Consider the following 17,441-nt stretch of genomic DNA (forward strand, 5'->3'; position numbering starts at 1 on the left):
CCATGAAACACGATCCCTTTCAGTATATTTTCCGCTTTTGCTGCGACCCCGGCTTCAACGACGGCACCGAAGTGCCCGCACTGCTGCGGTATGTGGACGAGGCGCGCATCGACGACGTGGCCGTGTTCGCCAATGTGGAGGAGCTGAACACTGGCCATATGGCCTTTGAAGAGCAGGATGTATATCTGGAGCTGATGCGCACCCTCACCCGCCTGCTGGCGGAAAAAGGGGTGAGCCTGTCGGTAAACCAGTGGCACAGCGTGATGCACGCGGACCTGGGCAAGCGCTTTGCCCCCGGCCAGAACTTCCGCCCCATGGTGGATCCGGAGGGCCGCGCCTCGGAGCTGTGCGTGTGCCCCCTGTGTGAGAACTGGCAGGCCTACATCAGCCGGCTGTACGCGCGGTACGCCGCGCTGGAGCCCTCGATCCTGTGGGTAGAGGACGACTTCCGCCTGCACAACCACGCGCCCCTTGCCTGGGGCGGCTGCTTCTGCGAGCGGCACATGGCGCTTTACAGTGCCGCCGCCGGCAAAACGCTTACCCGCGAGGAGTTCGTGCGGGGGGTATTGCAGCCCGGCGAGCCCCACCCCTACCGCAAGATCTGGCTGGACGTGAGCCGCGACACCATGCTGCGCGCGGCTGCGGCCATTGGCGGCGCGGTGCGGGCCGTTTCGGCAAAGGCCAAGGTGGGCCTGATGAGCAGCGCGCCCCACATCCACGCGGCCGAGGGGCGCGACTGGCACGCCCTGCTGCACACCCTGGCCGCCGGGCGGCCCCCGGTGGACCGGGTGCATCTGCCCGGCTATCAGGAGGCTTCGCCCGCCGGGTATATGCAGGGCTTCAACATGGTTTCCATGCTGACCCGGGCCTTTTTGCCCCCCGAGACCGAGGTGTACCCTGAGCTGGAAAATTTTCCGTTTTCGCGGTTTTCCAAGTCGCGGCGGTTCACCCGCTTCCAGCTGCTGAGCGCCCTGCCGCTGGACCTGGCGGGCATGACCATCGACCTGTACGACCTGAACGGCAACGGCATCGTGTGGGAGGACGGCTACCAGCAGATGCTGCGGGATACCAAGGATTACCTGAACGCCCTGACAAAAGGGGGTGTGTTCAAGGGTGAGCGGCAGGGCGTGCGGGTGCTGTGCAGCCCCCAATCTGCCTACACCCTTCACACCCCGGAGGGGCGGCGCATGGAAGAACTGTACCCCAATGAAGCCTTTTGGGCGGGGCTGCTGCCCGCCATGGGTGTGCCCTACGCCTATTGCAGCGACCCGGCACCCCTGGCGGGCCAGGTGGTGGCCGCGGCCGGGCAGGTGCTGCGCAACTGGAACGCCGAAACGCTGGAGCGGCTGTTCCGGAATAATTTTGTGCTGCTGACCGGCGACGCGCTGGAGACCCTGTGCGACAGGGGCCTGGGCGGATTGGCCGGGGTGGAGGGCGCCCGGTGGCTTTTGCAGGACAGCGGCGCCTTTGCCTACGAGCAGGTGAGCGGCGGGCGGGAATACTGCGGCCGCCGGCACGCCAGGGCTTCGGCCGTTTTGGTGGCGGGGGACGCGCTGGAGGTGCGCTATGCGCCCGGCGCGCAGGTGGAGGAATACACCGCGCTGTACGATTCGTACCGGCGCCGCGCCGCGCCCTGCCAGGCGGTGGTGGACGGCCGGGTGCTGATCTACCCTTTCGGGCACCTGCCCGAGCCGCCGGCCATTCCCCCCATGCTGCTGAACAGCGTGCGCCAGGCCGTGCTGCAGGACGTGCTGCACGCGGCAAACGCGCCTTTCCCCATGGTGGTGGGGCAGCCCTACCTGGAACCCTACTGTTTTTGCGACGGCGCAGGGCTGCACCTTTACCTTGTGAACGCGGCCACCGACCCGGTGGACGGGGCGGCGCTTGCCGTGCGGAATGCACCGGAGCAGGTGCGGGCCTTTTGCTCGCACCGGGGCGGGGCCGAGCATTTGCCCTGCCGTGCCCACAGCGGCGGCGTTTGGGTGCCGCTGGCGCTGCCCAGCATGGAAACGGCGCTGCTCACCTTTTCGTCATCCCCCTTACAGGAGGGCCCTACATGAAGCAACTGACCGGCCTTTTTGCCGCCCTGAAGCGATTGATGGGCGGCGAGGCCCTTTCGCCCGGGTACTACCGGTTTTTGCTGGTGCATACCAGTTTTATGGTGTTCAACCGGCTGCCCTATGTGTTCATCAACACCATGCTGCTGGGCCAGAGCAACGACGTGAAGGTGGTGGTGATGTACAACGTCACCTTTTTTGTGGGCAGCGCCGTGGCCATGGCGGCGGCGGCGGAGTTTCTGCACCGCACCAGCCCCGGCGCCACGGCGGTGGCGGGCATTGTGGGCTATAACCTGCTGTATCTTTTGCTGATCCTGCTGGGCGGCGGGGCGGCCCGCTGGCACCTGCTGCTGGGCCTGCTGACCGGCCTGGCCGACGGCTGCTACTGGCTGAGCTACGGGCACCTGTTGGCCGATGCCACCGACCTTTCCAACCGGGACAGCGGCATTGCCATCATCAGCATTTTTGCAAACCTGGTGAACCTCACGGTGCCGCTGCTGGCCAGCTTTGTGATCGACCGGGTGGGCGGCACCAAAGGGTATATCACGGTGTTCGCCATGGCATTTGCGGTTTCACTGGTGACCTGCGCGCTGGCGCTGCGGCTGCCCAAGCGCCATACCAAAACTGAACATCACGTGGACTACCCCTTTACCTTCCGCGCCATCGCCCGCAACCGGCACCTTTTATACGGCCTTGCCGCCCAGAGCTGCAAGGGCGTGCGCGAGGGGGCGTTCACCTTTATCCTGAGCATTGTGCTGTACCAGATGGTGAGCAATGAGCTGCTGGTGGGGTTCAACACCTTTTTGTCGGCCGCGGCGGCCATTGCGTCGTTTGTGATCGCCAGCCGCATCCTGTCGCTGACCAACCGGGTGCGCTATATGGGCCTGGCGGTGGCGGTGCTTACCGGCATTGCGGCGGTGTGCATCTTCCATTTAAGCCCGGTGATGGTGATCGTGTACACGGTGGTGAACGCCTTTTTTGCGGGTTTTTTGGAAAACTCGACCTACAGCACGTTTTTGGACATGATGCAGCTGGTGCCCGAGCTGGACGACCACTGGCCCGAGCTGCTGGCCATCAACGACACGGCGCTGGAGATAGGCCGCTGCCTGGGGCTGGGCTTTTTCCTTGCCATGAACCTGTGGGTGGGCGAGAGCATCCGGGTGCAGGTGTGGAGCCTTTTGCTGCTCACCCTGACCCAGACCGGCACGGTGCTGCTGTGCGGCAGGGCCATGGCCGCCGCACCGAAAGACCGGCAGGGCGCCGTGTAGAAGTTCTTTTATAAAGCGCCGCGTTTCGCGGAGAGGAGCGTACAAAATGAAAGCTGAGATCATTGACCGCAAGTGGGTTGTGGAATGGTTCGACGAGCGCCAGTGCTACCACATGCCCAGCCTTACCCTTGCCGGCAACGGCAACCTGCTGGCCGTGTGGAACGGCGGCTTTTTGCAGTGGAACGGCGACCCCATGGGCCGCGACGCCAAGGACTGGGTATCGGTGCTGGAATACGGCGCCTCCCAGTGGGGCAACCCGGACGCGGTGGGCAACGACATCCGCTATTGCTGCCATGACCCGGTGTTTTTAAAGAACAAAAAGGGCGAGATCATTCTGCTGTTCGCAAAGTTTTTGGACACCGAGGTGAACTTTACCACCTGGTGCAACGGCCGCGACGAGCTTTGGACCCGCAAAACAAAGGACGGCGGCCGCACCTGGGAGCCGGCAAAGCCGGCGGGCATTCAGAGCGGCCATGCCTCCAACGACAGCGTGCTTTTGCCGGACGGCACCATTGTGTTCGCTTCCACCAGCAGCGAGATCCCGGACAAATACTTCGGCGCGGTGCGCATCTACCTCTCCCACGATGACGGCGAGAGCTGGGAGCAGGGCCCCCTGCTGGCGGCAAACGACGGCAGCCTGATCCGGGAGCCCGCGCTGTGCCTGCGGCCGGACGGGACCATCCGCATGTTCACCCGCACCTGCCCGGGCAGCACCGGCTGGGGCGCGGGGGTGAAATCGCTGGTGTCGTATACGGCGGAAAGCCGGGACGGCGGCCGGACCTGGAGCCAGCCCCGGCCCACCACCATCGTGAACAACGAGTCGAAGATTGACGTGATCAGCTGGGACGAAAACACCATTCTGATGGCCTACAACAACACCCCGGTGGCCGACTGGCACGAGCGCAGCCCGCTCACCCTGGCCTGCTCGAAGGATGAGGGCAGGACCTGGCAGAACCTGATCGAGCTGGCCCCGGCCCCGGGCAACAAATGCCAGCCCGCCATGTGCAAAGACCGGGACGGGCGGCTGAACGTGATTTACATGAACCGGCACACGGCCATTGAGCACCTGGTGCTGGAGCTGACCGACTGAGGCAGGCCGGCCACACAAAAAGCGCGGCGCGCGGCACCGCGCTTTTTGTGATCTTGTGAGCGGGAAAGGGGAAAGCGATGGCGCTGCAAACAGGGGCCGGGGGCGCGCAGGGCGAAGCGCTGCTGGCCTGCATTCTGGATATGGGGGAGCTGCTGCTGGTGAGCGGCGCAGAGGTGCGCCGGGTGGAAGACACCCTCACCCGCCTGTGCGCGGCGTACGGCTTTGAGCGGGCGGATGTGTTTACCATTACCTCCAGCATTGTGCTCACCGCGGCGGCCCCCGGCGGCCGGGTGCTCACCCAGACCCGCCGCATCCGTGAGCGCCGCACCGACCTGGGCTGTGTGGAGCGGGTGAACGGCCTTTCGCGCAGGCTGTGCGCCCAGCCGCTTGAACTGGCCGGGCTGCGCCGCGCGGTGGAGCAAGTGCGGCAGGGCAGGGCCTACCCGCCCTGGGTACAGTGTGCCGCCTACGGGGTGGTTTCGGCCGCTTTCACGGTGTTTTTTGGGGGCGCGGCGCGGGATGCGCTGGCCGCCGCCCTTTCGGGCGCGCTGCTGGCCGGGGCGCTGGCACTGGGCCGCCGGCTGCCGCTGGGCGAACTGCTGCTGAACCTTCTGTGCAGCGCCTTTGCCGCGCTGGCCGCCGCCGCCCTTGTGGCGCTGGGGGTGGGCGTGAGCCCGGAAAAGATCATCATCGGCAACATCATGCTGCTTATACCGGGGCTGGGGCTGACCGTGTCGCTGCGGGATATGATCAGCGGCGACACCATTTCGGGGCTGCTGGGCCTGTGTGAGGCGGTGCTCAAGGCGCTGGCGGTGGCCGCGGGCTTTGCGGTGGTGCTGCTGCGGGCGGGGGGATAAGGCAATGGGCTGGTACTGCATCCAAACGGCCATGGCGGCCGTGGGCGCGGCGGGGTTTGCCGTGCTGTTCAACATCCGGGGCAGCCGCCTTGTTTGGACCGCGCTGGGCGGCGCGCTCTCGTGGGCGGTGTATCTGGTTTGCACCTGCCACGGCCAGGGCGTGTTCACGGCGCTGCTGTGCGCCACTGCGGCGGCCGCGCTGGCAAGCGAGGCGCTGGCCCGCGCCGTGCGCGCGCCGGTGATTCTGCTGCTGGTGCCGATGCTGATCCCGCTGATCCCCGGGGGCGACCTTTACCGCATGATGAGCTTTTTGGTGCGGGCGCAGCTGGACCGCTTTGCCGAGTATGCCCGGCTGGTGCTCACCGAGGCGGGCGCCATTGCGGTGGGAATCATCTGCGCGGCGTCGGCGGCCAATCTGGCGGCCTGCCTGCCCCGCCGCCGGTCAAACCGAAAGAGATAAAAGAGGCCGAAACGCCGGAGCACGCGGTTTTGCGGGCTCCGGCGTTTGTGCTGCGGGCCCCGGCGCGCCGGGCCCCGGCAAAGGGCGGAAACCGCCGGCGCGCCGCCCGGGAATAAAAATTGCCGCCCCGGCGGCTGTTTTTTGTGTTTTTTTGAAAAGAAAGGCCCACAGGCCTCGTTATAAAAAAGGGTGCCGCGGGCAAAAGGGCGGAAAATCCATACGATTTCTTTACCCTTTTCTTTACCGGGGCCTTTACCCTTTGCCGGTATCATGCCAATATGCCGCAAAAAGAAAAAAGCCGAACCTTTGCCGCGGCGGCGACGAACAGTAAGGGAGCGGAGCTTTTTTCAAAAAAGCCTTGACTTTCCACCAGATGGAGGGTGTAATGTTTTGGAAAACCGGGGCAGGCAGCCCCACAAAAGAGGAGTGGAACGCAATGAAGAAGATCGTTGGATTTATAAGCGAACGCAAAAAGCTGCTGATCGTGCTGGCCGTGCTGGCTGTGGCCGTGGTGGTGTGGCAGGTGTATGCCGGCCGCGCCCAGGCAGCGGCGGCCCAGGCCATGCAGGCAAACGTGCAGACCCTGACCCTGCAGCGGGGAGATCTGGCCCGCACCCTGTCTGCGAACGGCAGCGTGCAGTCCGGCAACGCGGCGCAGGCCGCCACCAAGCTTACCTACCCGGTGAGCGAGGTGCTGGTAAAGGTGGGCGACACCGTGGCCGAGGGCGACGTGGTGGCCCGGCTGGACACCACCGACCTGGACGAACAGATCAAAAATCTGCAGGCCGCCCTCTCGGCTGAAAAGCAGCAGAGCGATCTGGCGGTGGCGCAGGCGCAGCGCCGGGTGGAGGACGCCCGCAACCAGAAAAAGGTCTACGAGGACCGGGGCGACGGCGACATGGGCAAGGACGCCTGGGACGACCTGATGCGCCAGGCAAGCCTTTCGATTGAGGACGCGCAGGACGCGCTGCGCAGCGCCATGCTGGCCCAGAGCACGCCCAGCGCCACCGCGCAGAACCTGAAGGATCTGAAACGCCAGCGCAGCCAGTGCGAGATCACCGCGCCGGCCGCCGGGGTGATTACCGAGATCCAGGCGGTGGCCGGCGCGCCTGCCACCAACATTGCCTCCATTGAGGACCCGGCCGCCCTGGAGATCATGGCCCAGGTACGCGAGTACGATGTGAACCAGATCCAGCTGGGCCAGGCGGCCACCTTTACCAGCGGCGCCAAGGATGTGTTCCACGGCAAGGTAACCTTTATTGCGCCCAAGGCCGAGCTCAGCGCCTCGGGCGAGGCTACTTACCAGGTGAAGTTCAGCGTGGAGGACGCCAGCGGCGCGCTGCGCCTGGGCATGACCGCCCGGGCCAAGATCATTCTGGAAGAAAAGAAAGGCGTGTTCAGCGTGCCCCTGGACGCGGTGGGCACCAGCGCCGAGGGCGGCGCCGTGGTGTACGCCAAGCGCACGGGCGCCGACGGCGCCACCACCTTTGAGCCCATTCCCGTGACCACCGGCATGGAAACCGACCTGGCGGTGGAGATCAGCGGCGAGGGCCTGGAAGAAGGCATGGAGCTGCGCAGCCTGGCCGAGGCCGGCGGCATGGGCGCGGCAATGGCCGCGGGCGCCATGGCGGAGGGTTAAGCCATGGCGGAGCAAAAAGCCCCTCTCATTCAAATGGAGGGCATCGTAAAGCGGTTTTACATCGGCCACCCCAACGAGCTGGAGATCCTGCACGGCATCGACCTGACCGTGCAGGAGGGGGAATTCATGGCCATTGTGGGCGAATCGGGCAGCGGCAAATCCACCATGATGAACATCATCGGCGCGCTGGACAAACCCACCGAGGGGCGCTATATCCTGGACGGGGTGGACATGACCGCCGCAAGGGACAACGAGCTTTCGGCCCTGCGCTGCAAAAAAATAGGCTTTGTGTTCCAGACCTTTAACCTGATCGCCCGGGTGAGCGCGCTCAAAAATGTGGAGCTTCCCATGCTGTACGCGGGCGTACCCGCCGCCCGGCGCGCCGCCCGGGCCAAAGAGCTTTTGGAGCTTGTGGGCATGGGGGACCGGATGAACCACCAGCCCAGCGAGCTTTCGGGCGGGCAGAAGCAGCGGGTGGCCATTGCCCGCGCCATGGCCAACGACCCGGCTGTGCTGCTGGCCGACGAGCCCACCGGCGCGCTGGATTCGGCCACCGGCCGGGTGGTGATGGATATTTTCCACAAGCTGCACAGGGAACAGGGGAAAACCATCCTGCTGATCACCCACAGCCAGGAACTGGCCGCTGAGTGCGAGCGCATCGTGACCCTGCTGGACGGCGAGATCGTGAGTGAACGGAAGGGGGGCGCGGCCGAATGATCTGGGAAAACATAAAACTGGCCCTTTCGGGCCTGATGACCAACAAAATGCGGGCCCTGCTCACCATGCTGGGCATCATCATCGGCATCGGGTCGGTGATCGCCATCGTCACGGTGGGCAATTCGCTCACCAGCTCGGTGAGCGACAGCCTGGTGAGCCTGGGCGGCAACAACCTGCAGGTGGCCGTGAACCAGCGCCCGGACGAAAACGGCAATTATTCCAACTCGGTGAGCTATTACGAGGAGGACCTGCTGAGCGATGAGATGCTGGACTCGCTGCGGCAGCGCTTTTCGCAGCAGATCAAGGCGCTGATCATTGCCAACTACGGCGGCAGCGGCAAGGCCCAGGACGGCCGCCTGTACGCGAACCTGCAGACCGTGGGCGTGAACCCGGACTTTTTTGTGGCCGACAAGGTGGATATGGTGGCGGGCCGTGCGCTGCGCGAGAGCGACATGGAGGGCGCGCGCAAGGTGGCTGTGGTGAGCGATCTGGTGGTGGACAACATGTTCGGCGGCGACGCGAACGCCGCGCTGGGCAAAACCATCTCGCTGGCCAGCGGCAATGAGGTGAACGAGTACGCCATTGTGGGCGTGTACCACTATGAGCTGCAGGGCATCTTTTTGGGGGGCGCGGGCCCCACCACCAGCAAGGACACCACCACCGAGATGTATGTGCCCAGCGTAACCATGAAAGAGGAGTGGGGCGACCGGTATTTCTCGGTGGAGCTGGTGCCCCAGCAGGGGGTGGACGGCGACGAGCTGGCAAGGCGCATCGAGGCCTATTTTGACGACACCTACTATAAAAACAACGAAAATTTTATGGTGCGGGCCTACAACCTGCAAAACGAGATGGCCTCGATCACCAGCGTGCTGGACACCATCTCGATCGCAATCGGCATCATTGCGGGCATCAGCCTTTTGGTGGGCGGCATCGGCGTGATGAACATCATGCTGGTGAGCATTACCGAGCGCACCCGCGAGATCGGCGTTCGCAAGGCGCTGGGCGCCAAGAACAGCGCCATCCGCACCCAGTTCATCGTGGAGTCTATCATCATATGCGCCATCGGCGGTGTGCTGGGCATTCTGGTGGGCATGGGGCTTGGCAGCGTGGGCGCAAGCTTTTTGGGCGCGCCCGCAAAGGTTAGCCTGAGCACCATTCTGGGCGCGGTGGGCTTTTCCATGGCGATCGGCGTGTTCTTTGGGTACTACCCGGCGAACAAGGCCGCCAAGCTGGACCCCATTGAGGCGCTGCGGTACGAATAACACCAGAGCAGCTGCAAACAGCACCGCCCCGGGCCATTTGGCCCGGGGCGGTTTTCCTTTGGTTTGAATGAAAGCGAATGCCTGCGGAGGGGGTACAGATGCCCCAGCTTTTCAAATAGGGAAATAATGGAATGTGATTAAATTTGCAGAATAAATTTTTCAAACGGTTTATGATAGGGGTTAAAGAAGGGCGTATTTAAAATTGGCGTGGCTGAATTTGCAGGGGTGGTTTTAGCGCCGCCGCGGAACAAAAATTTCAAAAGAGGAAAGGGTGGAAACGCATGTGGATTAAACACATCCATTATCAGACGAGGAATACTGCGGAGGAATATTATTACTGCCGCCCGCACGGCCTCAATGAATATGTCTTGATTCTTGCACACACTCCGGCCTATTTCTGCGCGGACGGAACGCAGTATCTGCTGCGCAAACACCAATTGTTTATTTACGCCAAAAAGCAACCGCAGCTTTTTTTCAGCGCGGGCGAGGACTTTGTGCACGATTGGTTTCATTTTGATATGACCCAGCAGGAAGATTCCCGCCTTCGCTCACTGGGGATCACCTTTGGAAAGCCGCTCTCCCCCTCGAACCCTTTTATCTTATCGGATTTAATTCGGCTGCTGGCATTTGAATACAGCGACCCGGCGGAACACAGCACAGAGGTGATTGCCAAATTGATGGTCTGCTTTTTTCTCAAACTATCGGACATGCTTTGCGAAGCTTCACAGCTTTGCCTGCAAGAACATATTTATTACCAGCCCTTTGCTCAGCTGCGGTCACGCATGCGCAGTTTCCCTTATCAGAATTGGAGCCTGGACGAGGCGGCGCGTTCGGTGAATATGAGTAAAACCTGGTTCCAGCATAATTATCGGGAGATATTTGGCGTTACCTTTCAGGAAGACTTTGTGAACAGCCGGATCGATTACGCCAAAAAGATTCTGCTTCAGAGCGACAGCTCCATTGCATACATTGCGGAGTTGTGCGGATACAACAGCGACACACATTTTATGCGGCAGTTCAAACAGCGAACCGGCTTTACCCCTACCGCATATAGACAACACATGGCCGTATTGGAGGAAAACGGCGTGCATGATTCAGTGTGATATGTCAGCTTTGTATGTGATATGATAGTGACTTGTGGCTTTTCAATGGGTAAAATTTTAAATAGAAAGCACAATATTTTTTATACTATAAAAAATATTTGTGTATGGATTTCCGGATATTCGAATTAAGGAGGTTAAATATGAAAAGGTATTTGTCAGTACTTATGGCGATTGCTTTGCTGCTTACCCTGGGCGGCTGTGCAGGAACATCGCCTGCTTCTCAGCCCGCAGTGGGGAGCGCTGCCGCCTCCGGCACCCAGCCCGAGTTGCAAGAGGAGCCCCTCACGCTTTCCTTTGCCACCTCTCTTTATGTGGAGGAATCGCATCAAGTGGTCATCGATAAACTTCTTGAACGATACAAAGAGGTAGCGCCCAACGTGACGATCGAAATTTACGGCGCTGGATATGCCGATTACTGGAACAATGTAACGGTGGAGATCATGGCCGGCAACGAGGCCGACATTATGCAGATGTATCCGGAAAACGTCGTTGCGTTCAATTCCCTGCGTGACGGCGGCGTTTTTGTGGATATGGGGCCTTATCTCGAGGGCACAGGACTGGAGGAGAAATTGATTGGACAGGATGCCTGTGTGTTTGACGGCGCAACGCTGGCCCTTGCCAGTTATGCTTATGGCACTACGGGCATTTATTACCGCAAATCGATGCTGGAACAAGCGGGTGTAGATCCGGCGGACATCCGCACCTGGGAGGATTTCAAAGCGGCTTCCGCCGCGGTGACGCACGATCAGCAGTATGCGATGGGGATCCTAACCTCCTCGCATTCCTTTGTGGTTTCCGAATGGGTACGACAGCTCGCGCGCATCCCTTCCGGCGGCGTTTATTTCCCGGATGGGGAATCCGGCCCTTACACGGCAGAGCGTATCAATGTAAACAGCGACGCTGTAAAATGGGCGGCACAGGAGTGGCAGGACTATTTGCTGGTGGACAAGTATGGAAAGCCGGCTGCGGACAAAAAGGATTCAAGAGAATATTTTTGGCACGGCATCTGTGCGTTTAACCACGACGGCCCCTGGTTTGTGGGTATGACACAAGCCTCGTATCCTGAGCTGATGGAGGATATCGGCCTAATAGCAATACCGAATGTGGTATACGAGGGAAAAACCTACAAGGCGAATCCCTGGCACTATCCCGTTGTTTGTTCTGTATCGAAAAATTGCGAGAATGTGGACGCGGCAATGGATTTTCTTTTTTGGATGTCCGGGACAGAGGCACAGCGCATCATTGCAGATTGCGGCTCGATTCCAACGAACCGAGAATATTCCGGCAGTGAAGAATACACGGATGCATATCCCCTTAACAGCATGTTCACTGCTTTTATGGAAGAGCGCTATGAATCCTGCGTGAGCGACCCGCCCATTCCCCAATTGCAGGCGCTGGAACAGGTTATGATCGATGCGACCCAGGCAATGTTTGCGGCAGGCAGCAATGTGAATACGACACTGGACGAAGCGGCCGGGGCCTGCCGTGAGATTATGGAACAATAAAAAGAGGATACAAAGCGGGAGGAGAGATACCCCTTCTCCCGCTTTGTACGGCCGATCTCCCGGAAGGAGATGAAGTTATGGGAAAAGCAAAGGGGGGGTTGTGCAAGCGCAAGCCCCACAATTCCCCGCGACACGCCGGATACTGGTTTGTGCTGCCCCTTACCGCGGTTATCCTTGTATTTCTTGTTTATCCAATCGCCAAAGCTGCTTTGATGAGCGTACAATATTGGTATCTGCCCAAGGCCTCCACCCAAGGGAACTACTTTGTGGGAACCGATAATTTTACCGGTGTGCTGCAGGACGATTATTTCTGGAAGTCGATCCGTACGACGCTTTCATACATGGGCGTCACCATTGTGGCGCGCTATCTGCTGGGCTTGGGGACGGCGGTGCTTCTTAATCAGAAATTTCCCGGGCGCGTTGTGGCGCGCGCACTCGTCATCATTCCCTGGGCCGTACCCGAAGTGGTGGCAAGCCTTGTGTGGATATTGATGTATGACAAGGACTTTGGCATTATCAATTATCTATTCACGAACTTTCAGTTTATCTCTCAGCCCCTGGGGTTTCTTACGGATACAAGATTTGCCCTTTGGGCCGCCGACGCAGTGGCGATTTGGAAGGGATTCCCCTTTGTCGCTATCATGCTGCTGTCCGGCCTGCAGAGCGTTCCCGGCGAGCTGTATGAAGCGGCGCGGATCGATGGAGCCAATGCGCTGGGGCAATTTCGCTTTGTTACCCTTCCCTCGCTTAAGCCGGTCTCGGTTGTGGTATTCCTTTTGCTGGTGATCTGGACAATCAAAGATTTCGGGATCATTTATCTTCTGGCAAAAGGCGGACCCTCACGTGCCACGCAGCTGTTACCCATCTATACTTACCAAATGGGTTTTTCCAACTTTGATTTTGGCCGGGCGGCAGCCAGCGGCATGTTTATGCTGCTTTTTTCAGTGGTGTTTACACTGGTTTATCTTAACAAAGTGAAGGAAGAGGACGAATAGAAAGGATGCGCTTAAATCGTGCGGAAAAAGTTTTTTACGGTCCTCGCCATATTGCTCGCAGTTGTCGTTTGCCTGTGGGCGGTATTTCCCTTTGCCTGGATCCTCTCAACATCGTTTAAGCCCGCCAGGGAGATATATACCGCCCCGTCGCTCATTCCCAAGGCACCCACTCTGGACGGATATGCCAATATGCTCTTTGGCGAGGCCAAGCAGTTTAATTTCAGAGAGTGGCTGTTCAACAGCGTTTTTGTATCTCTTTGCACAACCCTGTTTTCCCTTGTTATCGCGAGCCTGGGAGGGTACGGCATTTCCCGTTTTCGCTTTCGCGGACGAAAAGCCCTCGCGTATGTTATTTTAATGACCCAGGTCCTGCCGGGCTCACTGCTTATCATCCCATTGTATATTATTATGAATGCGCTGCACCTGATCAACACTCTTTGGGCGCTAATCCTGGCGTATACCACGTTTTCGGTCCCCTTCTGCACATGGATGATGAAAGGCTTTTTCGACACCATCCCACGAACGCTGGACGAAGCGGGGAGGGTGGATGGTTGCGGGCATGTGGGTGCTTATTGGCGTGTTGTGCTGCCCCTGGCCCGGTCCGGCCTATTGGCAACAGGTTTGTTTTCCTTTATTAGTGGCTGGAATGAATATCTGTATGCCAGCGTATTGGTGCAGCGATATAATAAATGGACCATTACCGTAGGGCTCGCCAGTTTTGTGGGGCAGTATTCCACCGATTGGGCGGCGGTTATGGCCGGAGCGACCATTATTACACTGCCGGTTCTTGTGTTGTTTGTGTTTTTGCAAAGGCATCTCGTCAGCGGCATGACCGCAGGTGCGGTGAAGCAGTAGAAAGGAGCCCGTATATGGGACAGTATTCGTTGTTTGCAAACGTCCACTTTGGAGCCGGAAAAGCAAAAGAGACTGGGGTACTTTGCCGCCCGCTGGGCAGGCGCGCCTGTATGATTGCAGACCCGTTTTTTCAAGACAGCGGTACGCTGAAGGAGATTCAGAACGCTCTTTCCAAACAAGGCATCAGCTCGGTTTGCTTTTTTGATTTTCACTCCGACCCGGACTGTACGGAGGTGGATAAGTGTGTGGCGTTTATAAAGCAGGAAGCCTGCGACTTCCTTATAGCCTTGGGTGGCGGCAGTTGTATCGATACTGCAAAAGCAGCTGCGTTGACGGCACAGAATGGCGGAGAATGTTGGGAATACTGCGGCCAGGTTTTTCCGGATGGTTCAAATGGCGTAATGCGGCGGCCGGAAAAGGGAGCTTTGCCGTTGGCGGCTCTTCCCACCACGGCGGGTTCAGGCAGCGAAGCAAATAAGGGCTGCGTGATCTCCAACCGAGCATTGCGGGTAAAAAGCGGAATAGGGAGCGACTGCCTTTTCCCACGCGTGGCAATTGTGGACCCCTGCCTTATGACAGGGCTTCCGCCCCGGCAGACTGCATACACAGGCTTCGACGCCTTTTCCCATGCTTTTGAGTCTTACATGCTTAACACGACCACCTATTTTTCAGAAGCACTGGCACTGCAATCCATTCGCTTTTTGGGAGAGAGTTTTGTTGCCGCTGTGCAAAATGGCGGCGATTTGGCCGTGCGGGAAAAGATGGCTAACGCCAGCACCCTGGCCGGTATGAATATTGCCCTTACGGATACCTCTGTAGGGCATGTATTGGGCCAGCCCCTCAGCGCCTTGTTTCATATGGTGCACGGCGCAACGCTTGCCGTAACACTGGATTCCATTGTGGAATGGCTGCTGCCGACTGCAACAGAAAAGCTGGCGCGGGTGGCGGCGGCGTTGTGTCCTGCCCTGGGCGGGGTATCCGCTGCGCAGCAAGCCGCCCGGCTGCCAGAGCTTTTGCGTGAGCTTAAAAAGAAGACGGATATCGGCGGCCGGTTGGGGGATTATGGGGTAAAGAAAAGCGATATACCATGTATTTTAGACTATGTGGAGGAACACGTGGGGCTTTCGTCGCCTGTGCTTACGGAGTATGCAAAAGCGCCAACACGAAAAGATTTGGAAGATATTTTACATGCGTCGTTCTAAAACGAGATCATGTAAAATAGAAAGGAACGTGGTTTTATTTATATGATTACAAAAAAGGATTTTTGTTCGCGTATGGATCATTCGTGCCTGGGCTGGGTGTGCCCACGTGAAATCGTGCGGCGATTTTGTGATGAAGCGATTGAATTCGGCTTTGCCTCTGTTTGCGTGAACCCAGACCAAGTTGAATGGGCGGCAAACTACCTACAAGGGCGCAGCGGCGTGAGCTGTGTGGTGGGCTTTCCTTGCGGCGCAAACACAATTGCAACAAAAGTTGCAGAAGGGCTTGAGGCGGTGGCCAATGGAGCGACGGATCTGGACCTGGTAACAAATTTTTCTCTTTTGCGCAATGGCGCTGATAAACTTTTGGCGGAAGAACACCGCCGTTTTATCGGTTCCATCCGCGAGGCGCGGCCACAGACAATCATCAAAATTATCATGTACGCTCCTTATGGACAAAATCCTTTTCTAACATCCGATGAGACCAAGCGGATCGCAGAGTTGATTGCACGCTCAGGGGCAGATTATATTAAATTCTGTTGTGACCCCGCTATCATTAAAGCGATTGTGGGCGATTCCATCAAACTGAAGTTTTCAGGAGCATCCTCCCTGGAGGTAACGATGGATGCCATACAAAAGGGTTGTGCCCGCATCGGGGAAGATTCCGCCGTGGAATGGCTGCGCGCGCTCCCCGAGGACTTCTGGCTGCGGGAGTAGCCTATCCGGCATTCGCTGCCCAAAATGGGGGTGAAATGTTCACCGCCCCGGGCCGTTTGGCCCGGGGCGGTTTTTGCCGGCTTCGAAAGGGGCCGCCTGGAGTGCGGGCGGGAGTGTGGGCGAGGTCACGGCCCGGTCACCGGGCCCTCCAGCCGGATGGAGCTTTGGGCAGGGCCGTCGAGCAGCTGGCCGCGAAAATCAAAGCGCGAGCCGTGGCAGGGGCAATCCCAGCTTTTTTCGTCCGGGTTCCATTCCAGCTGGCAGCCCAGGTGCGGGCAGCGGGTGGAAACAAAATAAAATTCGCCGCCCGGCGCGCGGTAAGCGCCCACCTTTTCGCCTTCCACCTCCACCACGCCGCCGTGCCCGGGAGGCAGCGCGTCGGCAGCCGCCCGGGCCGCGCCGAACCACTGCCGGGAAAGGTCGCGCACCGCATGGGCGGCGTCGTGGGCAAAGGCGCCGGCGCTGGCCGCCGGCGTAAAGCGCGAGGGAGAGAACAGCCCGCCGAAGGGCGGGGCTTCGCCGCACAGCAGCGGCGCCAGAACCATGGCCGCCACCATGGAGCCGGTCATGCCCCACTTGCCAAAGCCGGTGGCAACGTACCAGTTTGGCTGGGAGGGGGCAAAAATGCCGATGTAGGGCATTCCGTCCAGCGTGATGCAGTCCTGCGCGGACCAACGGGCCGCCGGGGTGCAGCCGGGCCAAAGCTCGCGGGCTTTTTGGAGAAGGATCTCATAGCGGCCGCCCGCCCGGTTTTCGCCGGTGCGGTGGCCGGCGCCGCCGAACAGCAAAAACTCCCCGGCGGTGCGCAGCGACCACCCGTTTTCGGGATCCACGCCCAGGTACATGCCCCGGGGCTGCAGAGCGTTTTTTAAAGCCAGCACATAGCTGCGCTCCTGGTGCATGCGGGCAAAATAAAATCCCGGCGCATTCACAAAGGGGTAGTGGCAGGCGAACACGATCTGCCGGGCGGTGATGGTGTGGCCGTTTTCCAGCTGGGCACAGCAGCCCTGGACCCGGAGCACCCGGCTGTGGCTGTAAATGGTGAGGGGCTGGGCCAGCGCGGATAAAAACTGGAGCGGATGGAAGCGGGCCTGGCCCCTTACCTCCACCGCGCCGGCCACCGGGAAGGGAAGCTCAGTGCCGGTGGTGAAGCGGGCGCCGAGCCCGGCGCGCTGCTGGGCCGCCGCCTCGCGCCGCATGGCGCCGGCGTCCGCCACAGAATACAGATAGGCCGGGCAGCGCACAAGCCCGCAGGAAATGCCGCGCTGCCGAACAAGCTGGGTATAGCGCTCGACGGCCTGCCGGTTTGCGGCGGCGTACTGGGCCGCCTGCTGCGCGCCCAGCGTTTCTTCCAGCGTGCTGTAAAGCGCGCCGTGCTGCGCCGTGATCTTGGCCGTGGTGCGGCAGGTCTGGCCGCTGGCGGGCAGGCCCGCGTCCACCAGCACCACCGGCACGCCCCGCTGGCGCAGGCTGTCTGCAAGCAGGATGCCGGCCATGCCCGCGCCGATAATCAGCACCTGGGTTTGAAGGTCCTGCTGCAGAGGCCCCTGGGCCATGCCGGAAAGACTGTTTCCCCAAATCGAAGTCATGTTTGTTACCACCTCACCCACAGGATGGGCCGTGGCGGAGGGAAATAAACGGGCAAAGGAAAAAGCCGCTTCTCCCGCAGGGAGAGGCAGCCGGTTAAAAAAGTTTCCAGCAGCTTGAATGGTATGAG

General features: G+C 60.0%; 15 protein-coding genes. 14 read left to right on the forward strand and 1 reads right to left on the reverse strand.

What is annotated here, in order from left to right:
* Positions 1 to 2: 2 nt before the first annotated feature.
* The 14 genes from ACMLHZ_RS11675 (at position 3) to ACMLHZ_RS11740 (ending at position 15,724) form a co-directional block, all read left to right on the forward strand.
* On the forward strand, positions 3 to 2,060 hold the full coding sequence (locus tag ACMLHZ_RS11675) for a hypothetical protein (protein ID WP_418667868.1): 2,058 nt from the start codon (positions 3 to 5) through the stop codon (positions 2,058 to 2,060).
* Positions 2,057 to 3,325: an MFS transporter gene (locus tag ACMLHZ_RS11680; RefSeq protein WP_418667869.1), complete on the forward strand. Its 1,269-nt coding sequence runs from the start codon at positions 2,057 to 2,059 to the stop codon at positions 3,323 to 3,325. Before ACMLHZ_RS11675 ends, ACMLHZ_RS11680 begins: the two co-directional genes overlap by 4 nt.
* A 46-nt stretch (positions 3,326 to 3,371) precedes the next feature.
* Positions 3,372 to 4,415: an exo-alpha-sialidase gene (locus ACMLHZ_RS11685; RefSeq protein WP_418667870.1), complete on the forward strand. Its 1,044-nt coding sequence runs from the start codon at positions 3,372 to 3,374 to the stop codon at positions 4,413 to 4,415.
* 77 nt (positions 4,416 to 4,492) lie between these two features.
* Positions 4,493 to 5,272: a threonine/serine exporter family protein gene (locus ACMLHZ_RS11690; protein WP_418667871.1), complete on the forward strand. Its 780-nt coding sequence runs from the start codon at positions 4,493 to 4,495 to the stop codon at positions 5,270 to 5,272.
* A gap of 4 nt (positions 5,273 to 5,276) precedes the next feature.
* Entirely contained in the window at positions 5,277 to 5,732 is a 456-nt protein-coding gene (locus ACMLHZ_RS11695) for a threonine/serine exporter family protein (RefSeq protein ID WP_418667872.1), read from the forward strand.
* Between the two features lie 436 nt (positions 5,733 to 6,168).
* Positions 6,169 to 7,371 carry an efflux RND transporter periplasmic adaptor subunit gene (locus ACMLHZ_RS11700; RefSeq protein ID WP_418667873.1) on the forward strand — a complete coding sequence of 401 codons (1,203 nt, stop codon included), beginning with the start codon at positions 6,169 to 6,171 and terminating at the stop codon, positions 7,369 to 7,371.
* Between the two features lie 3 nt (positions 7,372 to 7,374).
* The gene (locus ACMLHZ_RS11705; protein ID WP_418667874.1) at positions 7,375 to 8,088 is read left to right on the forward strand and encodes an ABC transporter ATP-binding protein; all 714 of its coding nucleotides are present in this window, start codon (positions 7,375 to 7,377) and stop codon (positions 8,086 to 8,088) included.
* Complete coding sequence (locus ACMLHZ_RS11710) at positions 8,085 to 9,350, forward strand: ABC transporter permease (RefSeq protein ID WP_418667875.1); 1,266 nt, start codon at positions 8,085 to 8,087, stop codon at positions 9,348 to 9,350. Before ACMLHZ_RS11705 ends, ACMLHZ_RS11710 begins: the two co-directional genes overlap by 4 nt.
* A gap of 281 nt (positions 9,351 to 9,631) precedes the next feature.
* Positions 9,632 to 10,453 carry a helix-turn-helix transcriptional regulator gene (locus ACMLHZ_RS11715; protein WP_418667876.1) on the forward strand — a complete coding sequence of 274 codons (822 nt, stop codon included), beginning with the start codon at positions 9,632 to 9,634 and terminating at the stop codon, positions 10,451 to 10,453.
* 140 nt (positions 10,454 to 10,593) lie between these two features.
* Positions 10,594 to 11,958, forward strand: a complete 1,365-nt coding sequence (locus ACMLHZ_RS11720) for an extracellular solute-binding protein (protein WP_418667877.1) — start codon at positions 10,594 to 10,596, stop codon at positions 11,956 to 11,958.
* Positions 11,959 to 12,035: 77 nt separating this feature from the next.
* Entirely contained in the window at positions 12,036 to 12,953 is a 918-nt protein-coding gene (locus ACMLHZ_RS11725) for a carbohydrate ABC transporter permease (protein ID WP_418667878.1), read from the forward strand.
* A gap of 18 nt (positions 12,954 to 12,971) precedes the next feature.
* A complete protein-coding gene (locus ACMLHZ_RS11730; RefSeq protein ID WP_418667879.1) occupies positions 12,972 to 13,808 on the forward strand; it encodes a carbohydrate ABC transporter permease in 837 nt (278 codons plus the stop codon).
* A gap of 14 nt (positions 13,809 to 13,822) precedes the next feature.
* Positions 13,823 to 15,010, forward strand: coding sequence for an iron-containing alcohol dehydrogenase family protein (locus tag ACMLHZ_RS11735; protein ID WP_418667880.1), 1,188 nt, complete (start codon positions 13,823 to 13,825; stop codon positions 15,008 to 15,010).
* A 42-nt stretch (positions 15,011 to 15,052) separates the two neighbouring features.
* Entirely contained in the window at positions 15,053 to 15,724 is a 672-nt protein-coding gene (locus ACMLHZ_RS11740) for a hypothetical protein (protein ID WP_418667881.1), read from the forward strand.
* A 125-nt stretch (positions 15,725 to 15,849) separates the two neighbouring features.
* Here ACMLHZ_RS11740 and ACMLHZ_RS11745 read toward each other — a convergent pair whose 3' ends face one another.
* Complete coding sequence (locus ACMLHZ_RS11745; protein ID WP_418667882.1) at positions 15,850 to 17,313, reverse strand: FAD-dependent oxidoreductase; 1,464 nt, start codon at positions 17,311 to 17,313, stop codon at positions 15,850 to 15,852.
* Positions 17,314 to 17,441 lie beyond the last annotated feature (128 nt).

This window comes from Allofournierella sp. (assembly GCF_048388525.1).
Classification (GTDB): Bacteria; Bacillota; Clostridia; order Oscillospirales; family Ruminococcaceae; genus BQOK01.